At 63.5% G+C, this 14,419-nt stretch carries 14 protein-coding genes; 9 read left to right on the forward strand and 5 right to left on the reverse strand.

Going from position 1 to position 14,419, the window contains the following annotated elements; genetic code table 11:
- Positions 1–2 precede the first annotated feature (2 nt).
- Entirely contained in the window at positions 3–1,274 is a 1,272-nt protein-coding gene (locus tag D1227_RS02010) for an HlyC/CorC family transporter (protein WP_119403600.1), read from the forward strand.
- Positions 1,275–1,352: 78 nt separating this feature from the next.
- Positions 1,353–2,747, forward strand: a complete 1,395-nt coding sequence (locus D1227_RS02015; RefSeq protein ID WP_119403601.1) for a vWA domain-containing protein — start codon at positions 1,353–1,355, stop codon at positions 2,745–2,747.
- A 4-nt stretch (positions 2,748–2,751) separates the two neighbouring features.
- Here the strand turns inward: D1227_RS02015 and D1227_RS02020 are convergent, their stop codons facing one another.
- A complete protein-coding gene (locus tag D1227_RS02020; protein WP_119375536.1) occupies positions 2,752–3,537 on the reverse strand; it encodes a 3-hydroxybutyrate dehydrogenase in 786 nt (261 codons plus the stop codon).
- 77 nt (positions 3,538–3,614) lie between these two features.
- On the opposite strand from D1227_RS02020, the gene D1227_RS02025 reads away from it, so the two are divergent.
- The 6 genes from D1227_RS02025 to D1227_RS02050 all read left to right on the forward strand — a co-directional run bounded on the left by D1227_RS02025 (position 3,615) and on the right by D1227_RS02050 (position 9,577).
- Complete coding sequence (locus tag D1227_RS02025; RefSeq protein ID WP_119375537.1) at positions 3,615–4,046, forward strand: DUF350 domain-containing protein; 432 nt, start codon at positions 3,615–3,617, stop codon at positions 4,044–4,046.
- A 14-nt stretch (positions 4,047–4,060) separates the two neighbouring features.
- Positions 4,061–4,891, forward strand: a complete 831-nt coding sequence (locus D1227_RS02030) for a S1 family peptidase (protein ID WP_119375538.1) — start codon at positions 4,061–4,063, stop codon at positions 4,889–4,891.
- A complete protein-coding gene (gene pyrF, locus D1227_RS02035; protein WP_119403602.1) occupies positions 4,888–5,769 on the forward strand; it encodes an orotidine-5'-phosphate decarboxylase in 882 nt (293 codons plus the stop codon). The genes D1227_RS02030 and pyrF overlap by 4 nt, the downstream gene beginning before the upstream one ends.
- Positions 5,770–5,881: 112 nt before the next feature.
- Positions 5,882–8,098, forward strand: coding sequence for a PQQ-dependent dehydrogenase, methanol/ethanol family (locus D1227_RS02040; protein WP_119403603.1), 2,217 nt, complete (start codon positions 5,882–5,884; stop codon positions 8,096–8,098).
- An 88-nt stretch (positions 8,099–8,186) separates the two neighbouring features.
- The gene (locus D1227_RS02045; RefSeq protein WP_158586544.1) at positions 8,187–8,720 is read left to right on the forward strand and encodes a TerB family tellurite resistance protein; all 534 of its coding nucleotides are present in this window, start codon (positions 8,187–8,189) and stop codon (positions 8,718–8,720) included.
- Between the two features lie 41 nt (positions 8,721–8,761).
- Positions 8,762–9,577: a sulfotransferase family protein gene (locus D1227_RS02050; RefSeq protein WP_119375542.1), complete on the forward strand. Its 816-nt coding sequence runs from the start codon at positions 8,762–8,764 to the stop codon at positions 9,575–9,577.
- Here D1227_RS02050 and D1227_RS02055 read toward each other — a convergent pair.
- Genes D1227_RS02055 through D1227_RS02065 form a run of 3 tightly spaced genes read right to left on the reverse strand, consistent with a single transcriptional unit; the run spans position 9,555 to position 11,518 of the window.
- Positions 9,555–10,232 (reverse strand): glutathione S-transferase, encoded by a 678-nt coding sequence (locus D1227_RS02055; RefSeq protein ID WP_158586545.1) that lies wholly within the window; start codon positions 10,230–10,232, stop codon positions 9,555–9,557. The two genes, D1227_RS02050 and D1227_RS02055, sit on opposite strands and share 23 nt — an antisense overlap.
- Entirely contained in the window at positions 10,229–10,528 is a 300-nt protein-coding gene (locus D1227_RS02060) for a YciI family protein (protein ID WP_119403606.1), read from the reverse strand. Before D1227_RS02060 ends, D1227_RS02055 begins: the two co-directional genes overlap by 4 nt.
- Positions 10,529–11,518 (reverse strand): NAD(P)H-dependent glycerol-3-phosphate dehydrogenase, encoded by a 990-nt coding sequence (locus D1227_RS02065; protein WP_119403607.1) that lies wholly within the window; start codon positions 11,516–11,518, stop codon positions 10,529–10,531.
- Positions 11,519–11,595: 77 nt separating this feature from the next.
- Here D1227_RS02065 and D1227_RS02070 point away from each other — a divergent pair, with 77 nt between their 5' ends.
- The gene (locus D1227_RS02070; RefSeq protein ID WP_119375546.1) at positions 11,596–12,210 is read left to right on the forward strand and encodes a TetR/AcrR family transcriptional regulator; all 615 of its coding nucleotides are present in this window, start codon (positions 11,596–11,598) and stop codon (positions 12,208–12,210) included.
- A 318-nt stretch (positions 12,211–12,528) separates the two neighbouring features.
- Here D1227_RS02070 and glmS read toward each other — a convergent pair whose 3' ends face one another.
- Positions 12,529–14,367, reverse strand: a complete 1,839-nt coding sequence (glmS, locus tag D1227_RS02075; RefSeq protein ID WP_119403608.1) for a glutamine--fructose-6-phosphate transaminase (isomerizing) — start codon at positions 14,365–14,367, stop codon at positions 12,529–12,531.
- Between the last annotated feature and the right edge of the window lie 52 nt (positions 14,368–14,419).

The following is a 14,419-nucleotide window of genomic DNA, read 5'->3' on the forward strand; positions in this document are numbered from 1 at the left end:
CCATGATTATCGGAACCGCTGTCGCCATCCTGCTTCTGCTCGGGATGTCGGCCTTTTTTTCGGGCTCTGAAACAGCCCTCACCGCCGCTTCCCGCAACCGGATTCACGCGCTCGAACGCGAAGGAAACAAACGCGCCGCGGTGGTCAATTCGCTGATCTCCGACAGGGAGCGCCTGATCGGCGCGATCCTGCTCGGAAACAACCTCGTCAACATCCTTGCCTCCGCACTGGCCACGAACCTGTTCGCGAGCCTGATGCCCGGCGGCATGGGTGTGGCCGTGGCAACAGCCGTGATGACCGTCCTCGTCCTCGTCTTCGCGGAAGTGCTGCCCAAGACCTATGCCATTACGCGCGCCGACTCCATGGCGATGTCCGTTGGCAAGCCGATCAGCTGGCTCGTCGCCGCCGTTGCCTGGATCACGGTGCTCATCCAGGCCGTGGTCAATACCACGCTGCGCATGGTCGGCGCCGGCGCGCCCGATGCCTCCTTCACGGCAGAGGAGGAAATCCGCGGCGCCATCGACTTCCACCATTCCGAAGGCGGCGTGGACGAGGCGGACCGTCACCGCCTGGTCGGCGCGCTCGACCTGAAGGACATGACCGTCGAAGAGGTGATGATCCACCGCAAGAACATCACCATGCTCGACGCCTCCCTGCCGCCCGGCGACATCATACGCCAGGCCCTCAACAGCCCGCATACGCGCATCCCGCTCTACAATGCAGAGGAAGACGAGATCACGGGTATCCTTCACATGAAGGACCTGTTGCGCGCGGTCGTGCAGCAGAAGGGCACGATCGACGATATCGACTTCAAGGATCTCCTGCGTGAGCCCTGGTTCGTGCCCGAGACAACGCCGCTGCAGGACCAGCTCGACCTGTTCCTGACCGAGCGCAACCACTTTGCCCTTGTCGTGGACGAGTATGGCGAGCTTCAGGGCCTGCTGACGCTGGAAGACATCCTGGAGGAAATCGTCGGCGACATCCGCGACGAGCACGACGTGCCCGTTCAGGGCGTGCGGCCGCAATCGGACGGGTCCGTCATGGTGGAAGGCTGGGTCACGATCCGCGACCTCAACCGCGCGACCGGCTGGAACCTGCCCGACGACGAAGCCGTAACCGTTGCCGGCCTCGTCATCCACGAGGCCCAGACCATTCCCGAGCCGGGCCAGCGCTTTGCCTTTCACGGCCACCGCTTCGATGTGATCCGCAAGACCCGCAACCAGATTACCGGCCTGCGTGTCTCGCCCATCCCCGAAGAACCGGAGCCTGTCTGACGAGATCGCCTCCCCAACGCCTTGATTGTGTCAGATTTCGCAGACTAGCTTCGGGGCAAGCCATCGAAGGGGACACAGATGAAGACGGTATCATGGAGCGCACTGGCCGTTGCAGGCCTGCTAGGATTGAGCGCCTGCGCCACGGGCGATGTCACCGCCGCAGGGCCGGATGATGTTGTCGTAACAGGTTCGGGCGGCGACGATGCCGGCCCCGCGCCGGTCCCGTCCGCCCCGCCACCGCCTCCCCCGCCACCTCCGCCACCTCCTGTGATGGCTGAAGAGGCGGCACCGTCTGCCAAGGCAGATGGCATGATCGCGCCTGCACCGGAATCGCCTGATGCTGAACGCGAACGCCCGCTTCCCCAGTCAGGGACGCTGACCGCCGGTGACTATGACGACGTCCTCAATCCCGGCCTCTACAAGGCCTATCTCGACAAGGCGCTGCAGGGCCCGCTTGGCCGCAAGGACCTGCCCTTCGTCGATGCGGCCGACCGGATCGAGATCGTCCTGACCGACCGGCTCGGCAAGCCGATGCCGTTTGCGGAAATCCTGGTCCAGGACGGTAATGGCGAGACCATGTTCCCGCTGGTGACTGGCGCCAAGGGCCGCGTCTTCCTCTATCCGCAATTCGATGCCCTCGGCGGTGCGGTCACGCTGAAGGCGTCTGCGCCCGGTTCGCAGGGGATCAGCCACACGCTCGATCTCAGCGGTGACAGCGCGCCCGACAAGCTGACGCTGAGCTTTGCCAGCGACGCGCCGAAGATCGAGAAGCTCGACCTCTTGCTGACCATCGATGCCACCGGATCGATGAGCGACGAGATGCGCTACCTGCAGAGCGAACTCCTCGCCATTCTCGACCGCGTGCGCGAAGGCCATGGGTCGCTGGACATCCATGCGGGCCTGATCGTCTATCGCGATGAAGGCGACCAGTACGTCGTGCGCGAATTCGACTTCACCGGTGATCTCGAGGCCTTCATGGCGGATCTCGAGGCCCAGAAAGCCCAGGGCGGCGGCGACTTTCCGGAGGCCATGCAGGATGCCATGAAGGCCGGTCTGGACTTCGACTGGCGCGACGGCGCCATCAAGGTGAACATGCTCGTCGCCGACGCGCCGCCGCACGATGAAGACATCCAGGCGACCTGGGACAGCGCGCTCTTCTCACGCACGCGCGGCATCCATATCGTTCCACTGGCCGCCTCTGGCGTCGACGACACCGCCGAATTCCTGATGCGCGCCATGGGACAGATCACCGGCGGGCGCTACCTCTTCCTCACCGACGATAGCGGCGTCGGCAATCCGCACGCCGAACCGACGGTGGACTGTTATGTCGTCACCCGCCTCGACAGCCTGGTCGAACGGGTGCTGAACGAGCTGGTCACCGGCCAGCGCGAGGAGCCCGACGGCGGCGACGTCATCCGCATTGTCGGCGACTACAAGGCCGGCATCTGCAAAGTGGAGGGTGCGGAGAGCTAGCGCGCTACTGCGCGACCCAGCCGCCATCCATCTGCATCAGCGCGCCGTTGATCTGGTCGCCGGACGGGCTTGTCAGGAAGACGGCCATGGCGCCGACCTGTTCGGCCGTGACGAACTGCTTGGTCGGCTGAGCGGCGAGTAGGACGTCTCTTTTTACCTCCTCCTCGGAGATGCCGCGCGCTCTGGCGGTATCGGTAATCTGCGCATCGACCAGAGGCGTGTGCACATAACCCGGGCAGATCGCATTGCAGCGCACGCCATGCTGGGCTCCTTCCAGCGCGACGACCTTGGTGAGCCCGGCAATGCCGTGCTTGGCCGCGACATAGGCAGCCTTGAAGGGCGAGGCGACGAGGGCATGCGCGCTCGCCGTATTGACGATCCGGCCCCAGCCCTTCTCCTTCATCGGCCCCATCACCATGCGCGTCGTATGGAAGGCAGCCGTCAGGTTCAGCCCGATGATCAGATCCCATTTGGCGACGGGAAAATCCTCGATCGGCGAAACATGCTGTACACCGGCATTGTTGACGAGAATGTCGACCCCGCCAAAGTCGCGGGCGGCATAGCCGATCAGGCCTTCAATGGCCTCAGGATCGGTCAGGTCGGCGCCTGAAAAGCCGATCTTGCCCTCGAAGCGCTTTTCGAAGTCGGCAACCAGCGCGTCGTCCTCGCCCGGCTTGACGAGCCCATTCAGGACAATGTTCGCGCCCTCCGCGGCGAGTGCCTCGGCAATGGCCTTTCCAATTCCGCTCGTGGATCCAGTGACCAGCGCCGTCTTACCGCGATGCAGCATGTTTGCTCCTATGTTCTTGAGTGAGGCTTCCGGCTTGTTTAGGACAAAGCTTTACAAGACAACAGACCGAGGCGCGCATGAGTTCAGTTTTGCAGTCCTTTCAGGCGGGATTTCCTGTTTTCCTGATTTGGACCGGGACAGCCGGCGCGCTGTTTATCCTTGCGGCGACGATCTATGTCCTGCTGACGCCGTGGAAAGAACTCGCCCTGGTGCGCGGTGGCAACGCAACCGCCGGCCTGGCGCTGGCGGGGGCTTTCATCGGCCTCGCCATCCCGCTGGCCTCCTGCCTGGCCTCAAGCGTTTCACTGCTCGACCTGATCCTCTGGGGCGTTGTCGCGCTGATCCTGCAATTGCTGGCCTATCGTCTGACCGACCTCTTGCTCCGCGACCTTCCAAAACGCATACAGGATGATGAGGCAGGCGCCGCAATAGTCTTGATTTCGACCAAACTTGCGAGTGCAATGCTTCTGGCCGCCGGGCTCTGGGATCCGGCGCTGCAGAGGTTCTAGGAGGAGGACGGCTTTTGCGTTTCATCCCCGACTGGCTGGTCTACACGCTCGCTCTGCTCGCGATTGTCGGCGGCGTGTTCGCCAATACACCGGACGAGGACGCACCGCCCGCCACGCCGGACTCCGTTGAGCGGGAAGGCGCCACACTGCCACCGCCTTCCGCTTTCGATGAAACCGTCCTCGTCCGCGTCGAATCGCCCAAGGACGGGATCGGCACCGCCTTCTCGATCGATACACAAGGCCATTACCTGACTGCCCGCCACGTCGTCGAAGGGTGTGATGATGTCTCGCTGCTCGTTGCGCCGGGACAGTACCTGCCGGTCGAGAATGTCTCGGTCTCCGAGCGTAGCGACCTCGCCCTGCTGGTGGCCAGGCCCAGCCTTGCCCCCGTCGCGCTCGACACGTCCCCGGACCTGCGCATCGGGTCCTATGGTTTCCATGTCGGCTATCCGCAGGGCCGGCCTGGCGAAGCCTCGTCCCGCCTGATCGCGCGCTCGCGCCTTGTCATGAGCGGGCTGCGCAGCGGCGAGGAATCGGTGCTCGCCTGGGCTGAAACCGGCCGCACCAGCGACCTCGAAGGCCCGCTTGGCGGCCTCAGCGGCGGCCCCGTCTATGACGATCAAGGCCGGGTGCGCGGTGTGATCATCGCCGAAAGCCCGCGCCGCGGACGCATCTACAGCGCCTCGCCGGAAGCGATCAGCCGGTTCCTCGACGACCAGGGCATTGAGCCGCTTGGTGAGCGCCCGCTCCCGATCACGCCGGACTCCTATGGCGGCATGGCCGACCGGGCCCGCCAGAGCCTGCAGGTGGTGAAAGTGGCCTGCGAAGTCGGAAACAGTTCATGAGTGCATTTGCCGACCGGCTTTTTGAAGCCGCTGACCGGTTCGGCCCGCTATGTGTCGGCATCGACCCGCATGAGGGACGTATCCCAGCGCTGTTCGGGGGCGACACGCCCGAAGGGGTAGAGCGCTGGGGCCTTGCCATGGTCGAGGCCGTCAGGGGCCGGGCCGGCGTCATCAAACCGCAATCGGCCTTTTTCGAACGCCATGGATGGCAAGGCATGCGCGCGCTGACCCACATATTGGAGGCAGCGCGTGAGGCCGGTCTGGTCGTCCTGATGGACGCCAAGCGCGGCGACATCGGGTCCACCGCGCAGGGCTATGTCTCGGCCTTCCTGGAAGCCGGCGCGCCCTTCCCCTGCGATGCGCTGACCATCAACCCGTATATGGGTCTCGACACGATCGAGCCGCATGTCGCGGCCGCCGAGCAATACGGCAAAGGCGTGATCGTTCTGGCCCGGACCTCCAATCCCGGATCGGCGGACTTCCAGTCGAAATCGCTGGAAGGCGCGCCGCTCTTCGAGCGCGTCGTCGAAGCGTTGGCACCGATGGTCGAGCGGCTGAAGGGCGACTGCGGCTGGTCGGGCCTGATGCTGGTGACCGGCGCGACCGGCCCGGAAGAGGCCCGCCGCCTGCGAGAACTCGCGCCTGACGCCCTGTTCCTGGTGCCCGGCTATGGCGCACAGGGCGCTGGCGCCGCAGAAGCGCTTGCCGGCTTTCGCCAACAGGGAAACCGGCTGGTCGGCGGCGTTGTCAGCGCATCGCGCTCGGTGAACTTCCCGGCCGGCTCTGCTGAAGCGGACACGCTCGACGGCTGGCGTATCGCGGTCACTGAAGCGATTGCTGCAGCCCAGGCCGACCTGGTCGCTGCAGCCGGCACCTGAGCCTTACCTTGCGTCTATCTCGACAATGAACACCAATCCCGTAGCATGCCTCTGTGAGGCTGACTTCGCAAAACAGACGGAGCAGCGAGAGAGGAAATGACGGGGAGCGACCATGACAATCAGGCGAGTACTAGCGACCGCAGCAATGTCAGCCCTTTGGCTTTCGGCATGCGGCAATCCGGCCGATGAGCCGACCACGCCGGAAACACCGGCAGGAACGGAAACCAGCCCTGAAAAAGGCGCTGCAGCCGTCGACGATGAGCGCCTGCTCAATGCGGCCGCGACACCGGAAGAGTGGCTGACCTATAACGGCACCTATGACGAGCAGCGCCATTCCACGCTGACCGGCATCACAAAGGAGAACATCTCCGAACTGGCACCGGCCTGGACCTATGACCTGAAAACCGGGCGCGGTATGGAGTCGACGCCGATCGTGGTCGATGGCGTCATGTACCTGACCTCCAGCTGGTCGGTCGTCTACGCGCTCGACCCGGTCACCGGTGAAGAGCTATGGGTTCACGACCCGGACGTCGACCGCGCCGTTGGCGTGAAAGCCTGCTGTGACGTCGTCAATCGCGGCGTCGCGGTATATGACGGCAAGGTCTATGTCGGCGTGATCGATGGCCGCCTGCAGGCCCTGGACGCCAAGACCGGCGAAGTCGTCTGGAGCAAGGTCACTGTCGACCAGTCGAAGCCTTACACCATCACAGGCGCACCACGCATCGTGAAGGGCAATGTGCTGATCGGCAATGGCGGCGCCGAGCTTGGCGTGCGCGGCTACCTGTCTGCCTATGATGCCGAGACAGGCGATCTGTCATGGCGCTTCTACACCGTCCCCAATCCGAACAAGGAGCCTGACGGCGCGGCCTCGGATGCCATCTTCGCCGAGCTGGCGAACGACACCTGGGGCGATGATGGCGCCTGGGTCACCGATGGCGGCGGCGGCACGGTCTGGGATTCGATCGTCTATGACACCGTCAACGACCAGGTCATCTTCGGCGTCGGCAATGGCTCGCCGTGGAATGCCAACCTGCGCGACCCGAGCAGCGACGGGGACAATCTCTTCGTCTCGTCCATGGTCGCCGTGGATGCCGACACAGGCGAATACAACTGGCACTTCCAGACGACCCCGCGCGACAATTGGGACTATACGGCGACCCAGCACATCATGCTGGCCGACCTGCCTCTCGGCCCGGACGGCGAAACGCGCCGCGTGGCCATGCAGGCACCGAAAAACGGTTTCTTCTACGTCGTGGACGCCAAGACCGGCGAATTCATTTCCGGCGAGCCCTACTCGACATTGAACTGGGCTGAAGGCCTGGACGAGACCGGCCGCCCGATCGAGAATCCGGAAGCGCGCAACAATGACCCGGCAACCTATAATGGCTTCATCCAGGTGCCTGCCCCTTATGGCGCGCACAACTGGCACCCAATGGCGATGAACCCGGACCTTGGTCTGGTCTATATCCCGGCCATGACGATCGGCCAGGCCTATATCACCGACCCGCGCTTCAAGTCGAAACCAGCCAAGTGGAATACCGGCATGGACTTTTCCGCCGGCATGCCGCTTCGCTATCCGGCGGGCACGGTCCAGGCCCTGCGGGCAGCGGCGACCGGTACGCTGGTCGCATGGGATCCAGTCAAGCAGGAAGCCCGCTGGACGGTCGAGCACACAGCCGCCTGGAATGGTGGTCTCCTGTCGACAGCAAGCGGCCTTGTCTTCCAGGGCAAGCTGGACGGATCGCTTATCGCCTATGATGCGGCAACCGGTGAACAGCTCTGGAGCGCGCAGCTGAATTCGGGCGCCCTGTCCGGCCCGTCCACCTTCGAGATCGATGGCGAGCAATATGTAACGATCACGACCGGCTGGGGTCATGCCTTTGGCCTTGCGGCCGGCATGATGTTCAAGGATGCCGTCCCGCCGGCTGTCGGCAAGGTGGTTACCTTCAAGCTGGGCGGCGAGGCGACAATTCCGCCGCTCGATACCAGCCTGCTGGTCAATCCGGAGCCCAAGGCCGAGGCTTTCGGCGACGAGGAGATGCTGCAAGCCGGCCTCGTCCACTTCTCGCGCAACTGCGCAGTCTGCCACGGCATGCTCGGCATCAGCTCGGGCGTTCTGCCGGACCTGCGCTGGTCGACCTACACCGCCAGCGAAGAGGCCTGGAAGGGCGTCGTGATCGACGGCAATCTGAACGATATCGGCATGGTCTCCTTCGCCGACGTGCTGACGCCTGAGGATGCCGAAGCGATCCGGGCCTATGTCGTGACGCAGGCCCACATGAAGGAAGCCCAGGCCGAGATGGGTGGCAATGACGGCGGCGGACAGTAACCGCCGTCAGCAACAATTCGACGCTTCATATCGCGAGGCGCAAGGCTTACACTCCCCGGCAGGCCCTCCTGCCGGGGAGTTTTTTAGAATGCATATCCTGCTCGCCCTGATCAGTCTCATCACCTTCCTCGCCGTCTGGTACTGGCGGATAAAGATGATATCCGGCGCTGCCCGCGGCGGTTACGAGGCGGCCAAGACCGTGGCGAACCTTCCCCGCAAGCACGGCTTTCGCAACAAGGCCCGACAGGCGGGGCTGCGCGCGGTCACTGACCCGCGCGAGGCAGCCGCCATCATGATGCTGGAAATCGCCCGGACACGCGGCACGATCAGCGACACGCAGGAAGCCGCCATCCGCACCGAGATGATCGAGCATTTCGGGTTCACCGATGAAGAGGCGCAGGAATGGCTGACGGAAGCGGGCTGGCGCGCACGCGAAGCCCCTGCCCCGCATGCCGTCATGGCCCGGATGAGCGATGTCATCGTCCGCTCGCCCGGCATGGGGCCGAAGGAATTCGACGATCTCTGCGCGATGCTGGAAAATGTCGCCGTCGCCGATGGCCGGGTCACCACCGATGAGCGCGATCTCATCCAGATCTGGCGCCGCAAGGCCGGCCTGAACTGAAGTGCTTGGCAGCGGGCGCGGCCATCAATAGAAGCGGTCTGATGGAACCCAGCTACGCCAAACGCCTTCGCAAGGACAATTGGGGAAACTTCTCCATCCTGCGCCACCGCGCCTTTGACGGCATTCTCGTGACATCGAAGAATTCCGGCACGCACTGGGTCAAGTACATGTTCTCGGTCGCGCTGGCCGACACGTTCGGTGTCGAGCGCCCGAAATATTTCTCCGAGGATGCAGTGCGGCCCTATATCGGCTGGCCCAAGGACAAGCCAACCTTCAAGACCCTTCCGCGCCTCGCCTTCAGCCACACCATCCCGCATCGCCTCGCCGACTGGGGCTGGGCGCGGGGTCTGGCCGGCCTGCCGCCATACGTGCTCTTCGTGCGCCATCCGATGAGCATCCTGGCCAGCCACCATGCCAAGTGGAATCACGAGCTGAATGTCGACTGGCTCGACTATCTGCGCGGCGATCCGTCAGGGTCGGTCTATCGCTGTGACCTTTACTGGCTGGCGCGGTTCTGGAACCGCTGGGGCGAGGTGATGGAATCGGCCGGCGACAAGATTTACCGCGTCCACTACGAGGACACGCGCGCGAATCCCCGCGCCATCCTTGGCGGCATGGCCGCCCACTGGAAAATCGCCCTGACACCTGAGTCGATCGATGCCGCGCTGAAGGCCGGCACCAAGGAAGCCATGGCGAAAAAGGTCGACCCCACCGCCGAAGCGAATGTGCTGCAGTTCCGAAAGACCCCGATCGAGGAGCAGTTCTCCGGCGAAGCGCTGGAGATCTACCGCAGCAAGGTCAAGGAGCTGTTCCGCTACGATCTCGGCTACGACCTCATGAGCTTTCCGAAGGGATAAAGCCCGAGCTTCGCCCATCCGGCGTATATTTGATCCACCAGGGTTCGGCCTCGGCCTCTTTCGCCAGCCTGACCATCAGGGGATGCGCCATGACGGCATCCATATAGGCCTGCGCCACCTCGCTCCTCGGCAGGTCATAGGTGATGAAGCGGGTCACGACCGGTGCGTAGACGGCGTCAGCGGCCGACCATTCGCCAAACAGGAACGGGCCGCCTTCACCGAATTCGGCGCGCGCATCGCTCCAGAGTTCGTCAACGCGAGCGATATCGGCCTTGAGGTCCGCCGTCATTTCAGGCGTGTCATGGCGCGCCCGGATATCCATCGGGCAGGCGCGGCGCAGGGTCGGAAAGCCGGCATGCATCTCGGCGGAAATCGAACGTGCGCGCGCCCTCGCCCGGGCATCCGCAGGCCAGACGCCGGGATACCGCTCGGCCAGCCACTCGATGATGGCCAGCGAATCCCAGACCGCCTCATCGTCCCAGATCAGCAGCGGCACCTTGCGGGTCGGGCTGATCCTGGCCAGACGCTCGGTTGTGTCCGGAAAATCGAGCGGGACGATCTCTTCCTCGACTTCAAGGCCGACATGCCGGGCCATCAGAAGTGCCCGGATCGACCAGCTCGAATAATTGAGATTGCCGCTGACAAAGCGCCTCATGCGGAGGGCTTCCCTTCGCCGAGCAGCCATTTGAACGGCATGATTTCAACACTCGCAAACAGGCCGGCCTTCGCATAGGGATCCTGCGCGGCCCAGGCTTCGGCGTCGCGCAGGCTGTCGAATTCGACAACGAAGGTCGAGCCGGCAAAGGTCTCGCCATCGTCAGCAAAGACCGGGCCTGCCATCAGGATGCGGTCTGCATGTGCCTTGGCCCAGTCGAGATGGGCAGGGCGGTTCGACATCCGCACGTCGAGGGCACCGGGCTTGTCGCGGGCATTGAGCAGAAAAAGCGGCATCTAGAGTCCTTCCTGTGTGAACGGCCGGGAGAGAAGCGCCGTCATGGCGTCATCGAGGCTGGAGCGGCCGGCGAGGATGTCATCCACCGCCTGGCAGATCGGCATCTGCACCTCGTGTTTTCTTGCAAGCTCGATCAGGGCCGGGGCGGTCGCAACGCCTTCTGTGACGGAATTGCGCGCGGCCAGGATCGACTCGGCGGACTGGCCCTCGCCGAGCGCCTTGCCGAAGCTCATATTGCGCGACTGGACCGACGAGCAGGTCAGGACAAGGTCGCCAAGCCCGCACAGGCCCGCCATGGTCTGTGCCTCGCCGCCCATTGCGACGGCCAGCCGCGTCATCTCGGCAAAGCCGCGCGAGATCAGGGCGGCGTGAGCCGACTTGCCGAGCTGCAGGCCTTCGACGATGCCGCACGCGATGGCGAGGACATTCTTGACGGCGCCTCCCACTTCCGCGCCGATCAGGTCGCGCGACCAGTAGGGCCGGAAGGTCGGCCGGCCGATGGCCGCCATCAGCCTGTCACCCAGCGCGCGATCCCGGCAGGCGAGGGTCACGGCGGTTGGCAGGCCCCGCGCGACGTCTGCAGCAAAGCTCGGCCCGGACAGGACGGCGGGCACGGCTTGCGGGATCGTCTGCGCCAGGACATCCGTCATCAGGCTCAGCGTGGATTGCTCGATCCCTTTGGAGCACAGCAGGATGGGCGTGCCTTCTGCGATATGCGGGGCAAGTTCGGTGAAGACGCCGCGTGCGAACTGGGCCGGCACGACCGATAGCAGCGCATCGGCGCCCTTCATGTCGGACAGGTCTGTCGAGGCCGGCATAGACGGCAGGTCGATGCCCGGCAGGAAGGCCGGATTGCCGTCACCGCGCGAAAGACTGCCCGCCACATCGGCCTCGCGGGCCCAGATCCGCACCGAGCGCCCGGCTTCCAGCGCGGTAAAGGCCAGCGCCGTTCCCCAGGCGCCGGCGCCGAGAACGCCTATCGTCTGCATACGGCCCCGCTGCATTCGACGGCGAATGCGCTGAAGAATTCGTTGATCATTCAGACTTTTCCCTTAATCTGTGTCCCATGAATGACAAAACCGATACCAGACAGCAAATCCTCGAAGCTGCAATGAACCGTATCGTTCACTACGGTTACGGCAAGACGACGATGTCTGAAATCGCAAGTGATTGCGGCATGTCTGCTGGCAACATCTATCGATTTTTTGCCTCCAAGATCGACATTGCCGAGGCGATGGCCCGGAAGTTCAATGTTGAACTCTATCAGACATATGCCGAGATTGCGCGCGAAACGATACCCGCCCCGGACAGGCTCCGCAAATTCTTCAATCACGGCCTGACGCACACCTTCGACGCTATCCAGAAGGATGCGAAGATCCTTGAGGTGGCAGAGGTGTTGAGTGATGAGCGCCCGCTCTTCTTCAATGAGGGCCTGGCGCAGGAGCGCATCTATCTCAACCAGATCCTGGAAGACGGCATAGCGGCGGGCATCTTTGCCCCGATGGAGGATGTGACCTTCGTCTCCGAGATGATCCAGTCGGCATTGATGAAGTTCCGCTTTCCGCAGCTCTATTCCCTGCTGACGCTCCAGAAGCTCAGACGTGAGCTTTATGGCGTGCTGGACATCCTGATCGCAGGCCTGAAACACGGCGTGGAATTCACCAAAACACCTGAACGCTGAATATTTTTCAAATCATTCATTGATTATTATTCCGACCCTTGCTATATGGATATGCAAGGGCGGACGAGATGTCCGTCCTGCAGACCCAAGAAGGATAATAACAATGAGCGTTTCCTCCCACGCCGAAGCAAAACAGGGTTTCATCGCCGCCATGCTCAGCCTGCCGCTGGCTGTCTGCGTGACCGGACTGGCCATCATCATGGCCGGATCGATTGTTTGACCTGGTTTCCTCCCAGAAGCCCAACCCGACGCATAAACAAAAGCCCCGGAACAGCATGACGCTGCCGGGGCTTTTTCAATGGCTTGAAAGCGAAGGCGCTACTCGACCGTCACGGACTTGGCGAGATTGCGCGGCTGGTCGACATCCGTGCCTTTCTCGACAGCGACATGGTAGGCCAGCAGCTGCACCGGGATCGAATACAGGATTGGCGCAATGAACGGGTCGCAGTCGGGCAGCTCAATCCTGTGAGCGGGTGCTTCACCCGCCGCGCGCAGGCCCGCCTCATCGGAAATCAAGATCACCTCACCGCGGCGGGCCGCAACTTCCTGCAGGTTCGAGAGCGACTTGTCGAACAGGCCATCGAACGGCGCGACGAAGACGACGGGCGTCTCTTCATCGATCAGCGCGATCGGCCCGTGCTTCAGCTCGCCGGAGGCATAGCCTTCAGCGTGAATATAGCTGATTTCCTTCAGCTTGAGAGCGCCTTCCAGCGCGATCGGATAATGCACGCCGCGGCCGAGATAGATGACATCGGTTGCCTTGGCGATATCGCGAGCCAGCGCTTCGATACGCTCATCGAGGGCCAGCGTGGTCGAGATCAGGCGCGGCAACTCGGTCAGCGCGCGCACCAGGCGGATCTCTGCATCGCGCGAGAGCATTTCGCGGGCCCGGCCCGCTGAAATCGCAACCGCCGCCAGCGCGGAAAGCTGGGCGGTAAAGGCCTTGGTCGAGGCCACGCCGATTTCCGGACCGGCCAGGGTCGGCAGGACAAGGTCGGCCTCACGCGCAATCGTCGAGGTCGGCACGTTGACGACGGCCGCCGTCTTCAGGCCCTGCGCCTTGCAATAGCGCAGCGCCGCCAGCGTATCGGCCGTCTCGCCGGACTGGCTGACGAAGATGGCAAGGCCACCGGTGCGCGGCAGGGCCGGATCGCGATAGCGGAATTCGGACGCAATGTCGGTCTTCACCGGAATCCCGGCGACCTGCTCGAACCAGTATTCAGCAACACGCGTTGCGTAGTGTGCGGTCCCGCAGGCGACCATTTGGAGACTGGTAATCTCCTTCCAGTCGATCGCTTCGCCATTTTCTTCCGGCAGCGTGACCGTCTGGTTCAGGACGTTGAGATAGGCGCCAATGGTGCGCGCGGTGGAGTCGGGCTGCTCGAAGATTTCCTTCTGCATGAAGTGGCGGTAATTGCCCTTCTCGGCAGCCGCGCCTGCGCCCTGCACGATGGTCACCGGGCGCTCGACCGGATGGCCCTTCGCGTCGAAGATTTCATAGCTCTCGCGATGAAGGACGCACCAGTCACCCTCTTCCAGGTAGATCACCCGGTTGGTGAAGGGCGCGACGGCCAGCGCGTCGGAGCCGAGATACATTTCACCGTCGCCGACGCCAATCGCCAGCGGCGAGCCCTTGCGCGCCCCAATCATCAGGTCCGGCTTGTCCTCGAACAGGAAAGCCAGCGCGAAGGCGCCTTCCAGCTTCGACAGGCCGGCTTTGACAGCCTCGACCTCGCTCATGCCCTCCTGCATGTTGGCGGCGATCAGGTGGGCGATGGTCTCAGTGTCGGTCTGGGTTTCGAACTTGTGGCCCTTGCCCTCGAGCATCTGGCGAAGGTCGCGGAAATTCTCGATGATACCGTTGTGCACGACGGCGACCTTGCCGGACACGTGCGGGTGTGCGTTCCCGACGGTTGGCGAGCCGTGCGTCGCCCAGCGCGTATGCCCGATACCCTGGGTGCCCTGGAGCGGCGTGGTTTCAAGTTCGGCCTCGAGATTTTTCAGCTTGCCGGGCGCCCGCACGCGTTCCAGCGCGCCGGTGGCGCTCAGCGCGGCGATACCGGCGCTGTCATAGCCGCGATATTCCAGACGCCTCAGCGCCTCGATCAGGCGGGGCGCTGCCGGTTCGTTTCCAAGAATTCCGATGATTCCGCACATGCCAATTCAACTCGCTAATTTTACTCTTCAGGCACTGCCTTTAGGAAACAGG

Source organism: Henriciella mobilis, from assembly GCF_003576315.1.
Taxonomy (GTDB): Bacteria; Pseudomonadota; Alphaproteobacteria; order Caulobacterales; family Hyphomonadaceae; genus Henriciella; species Henriciella mobilis.

What these genes read in the sequence shown, in the direction of transcription:
- D1227_RS02010 (WP_119403600.1), top strand. Translation starts at nt 3, where the DNA reads ATGATTATCGGAACCGCTGTCGCCATCCTGCTTCTGCTCGGGATGTCG.
- D1227_RS02015 (WP_119403601.1), top strand. Translation starts at nt 1,353, where the DNA reads ATGAAGACGGTATCATGGAGCGCACTGGCCGTTGCAGGCCTGCTAGGA.
- D1227_RS02020 (WP_119375536.1), bottom strand. Translation starts at nt 3,537, where the DNA reads ATGCTGCATCGCGGTAAGACGGCGCTGGTCACTGGATCCACGAGCGGA.
- D1227_RS02025 (WP_119375537.1), top strand. Translation starts at nt 3,615, where the DNA reads ATGAGTTCAGTTTTGCAGTCCTTTCAGGCGGGATTTCCTGTTTTCCTG.
- pyrF (WP_119403602.1), top strand. Translation starts at nt 4,888, where the DNA reads ATGAGTGCATTTGCCGACCGGCTTTTTGAAGCCGCTGACCGGTTCGGC.
- D1227_RS02040 (WP_119403603.1), top strand. Translation starts at nt 5,882, where the DNA reads ATGACAATCAGGCGAGTACTAGCGACCGCAGCAATGTCAGCCCTTTGG.
- D1227_RS02045 (WP_158586544.1), top strand. Translation starts at nt 8,187, where the DNA reads ATGCATATCCTGCTCGCCCTGATCAGTCTCATCACCTTCCTCGCCGTC.
- D1227_RS02050 (WP_119375542.1), top strand. Translation starts at nt 8,762, where the DNA reads ATGGAACCCAGCTACGCCAAACGCCTTCGCAAGGACAATTGGGGAAAC.
- D1227_RS02055 (WP_158586545.1), bottom strand. Translation starts at nt 10,232, where the DNA reads ATGAGGCGCTTTGTCAGCGGCAATCTCAATTATTCGAGCTGGTCGATC.
- D1227_RS02060 (WP_119403606.1), bottom strand. Translation starts at nt 10,528, where the DNA reads ATGCCGCTTTTTCTGCTCAATGCCCGCGACAAGCCCGGTGCCCTCGAC.
- D1227_RS02065 (WP_119403607.1), bottom strand. Translation starts at nt 11,518, where the DNA reads ATGCAGACGATAGGCGTTCTCGGCGCCGGCGCCTGGGGAACGGCGCTG.
- D1227_RS02070 (WP_119375546.1), top strand. Translation starts at nt 11,596, where the DNA reads ATGAATGACAAAACCGATACCAGACAGCAAATCCTCGAAGCTGCAATG.
- glmS (WP_119403608.1), bottom strand. Translation starts at nt 14,367, where the DNA reads ATGTGCGGAATCATCGGAATTCTTGGAAACGAACCGGCAGCGCCCCGC.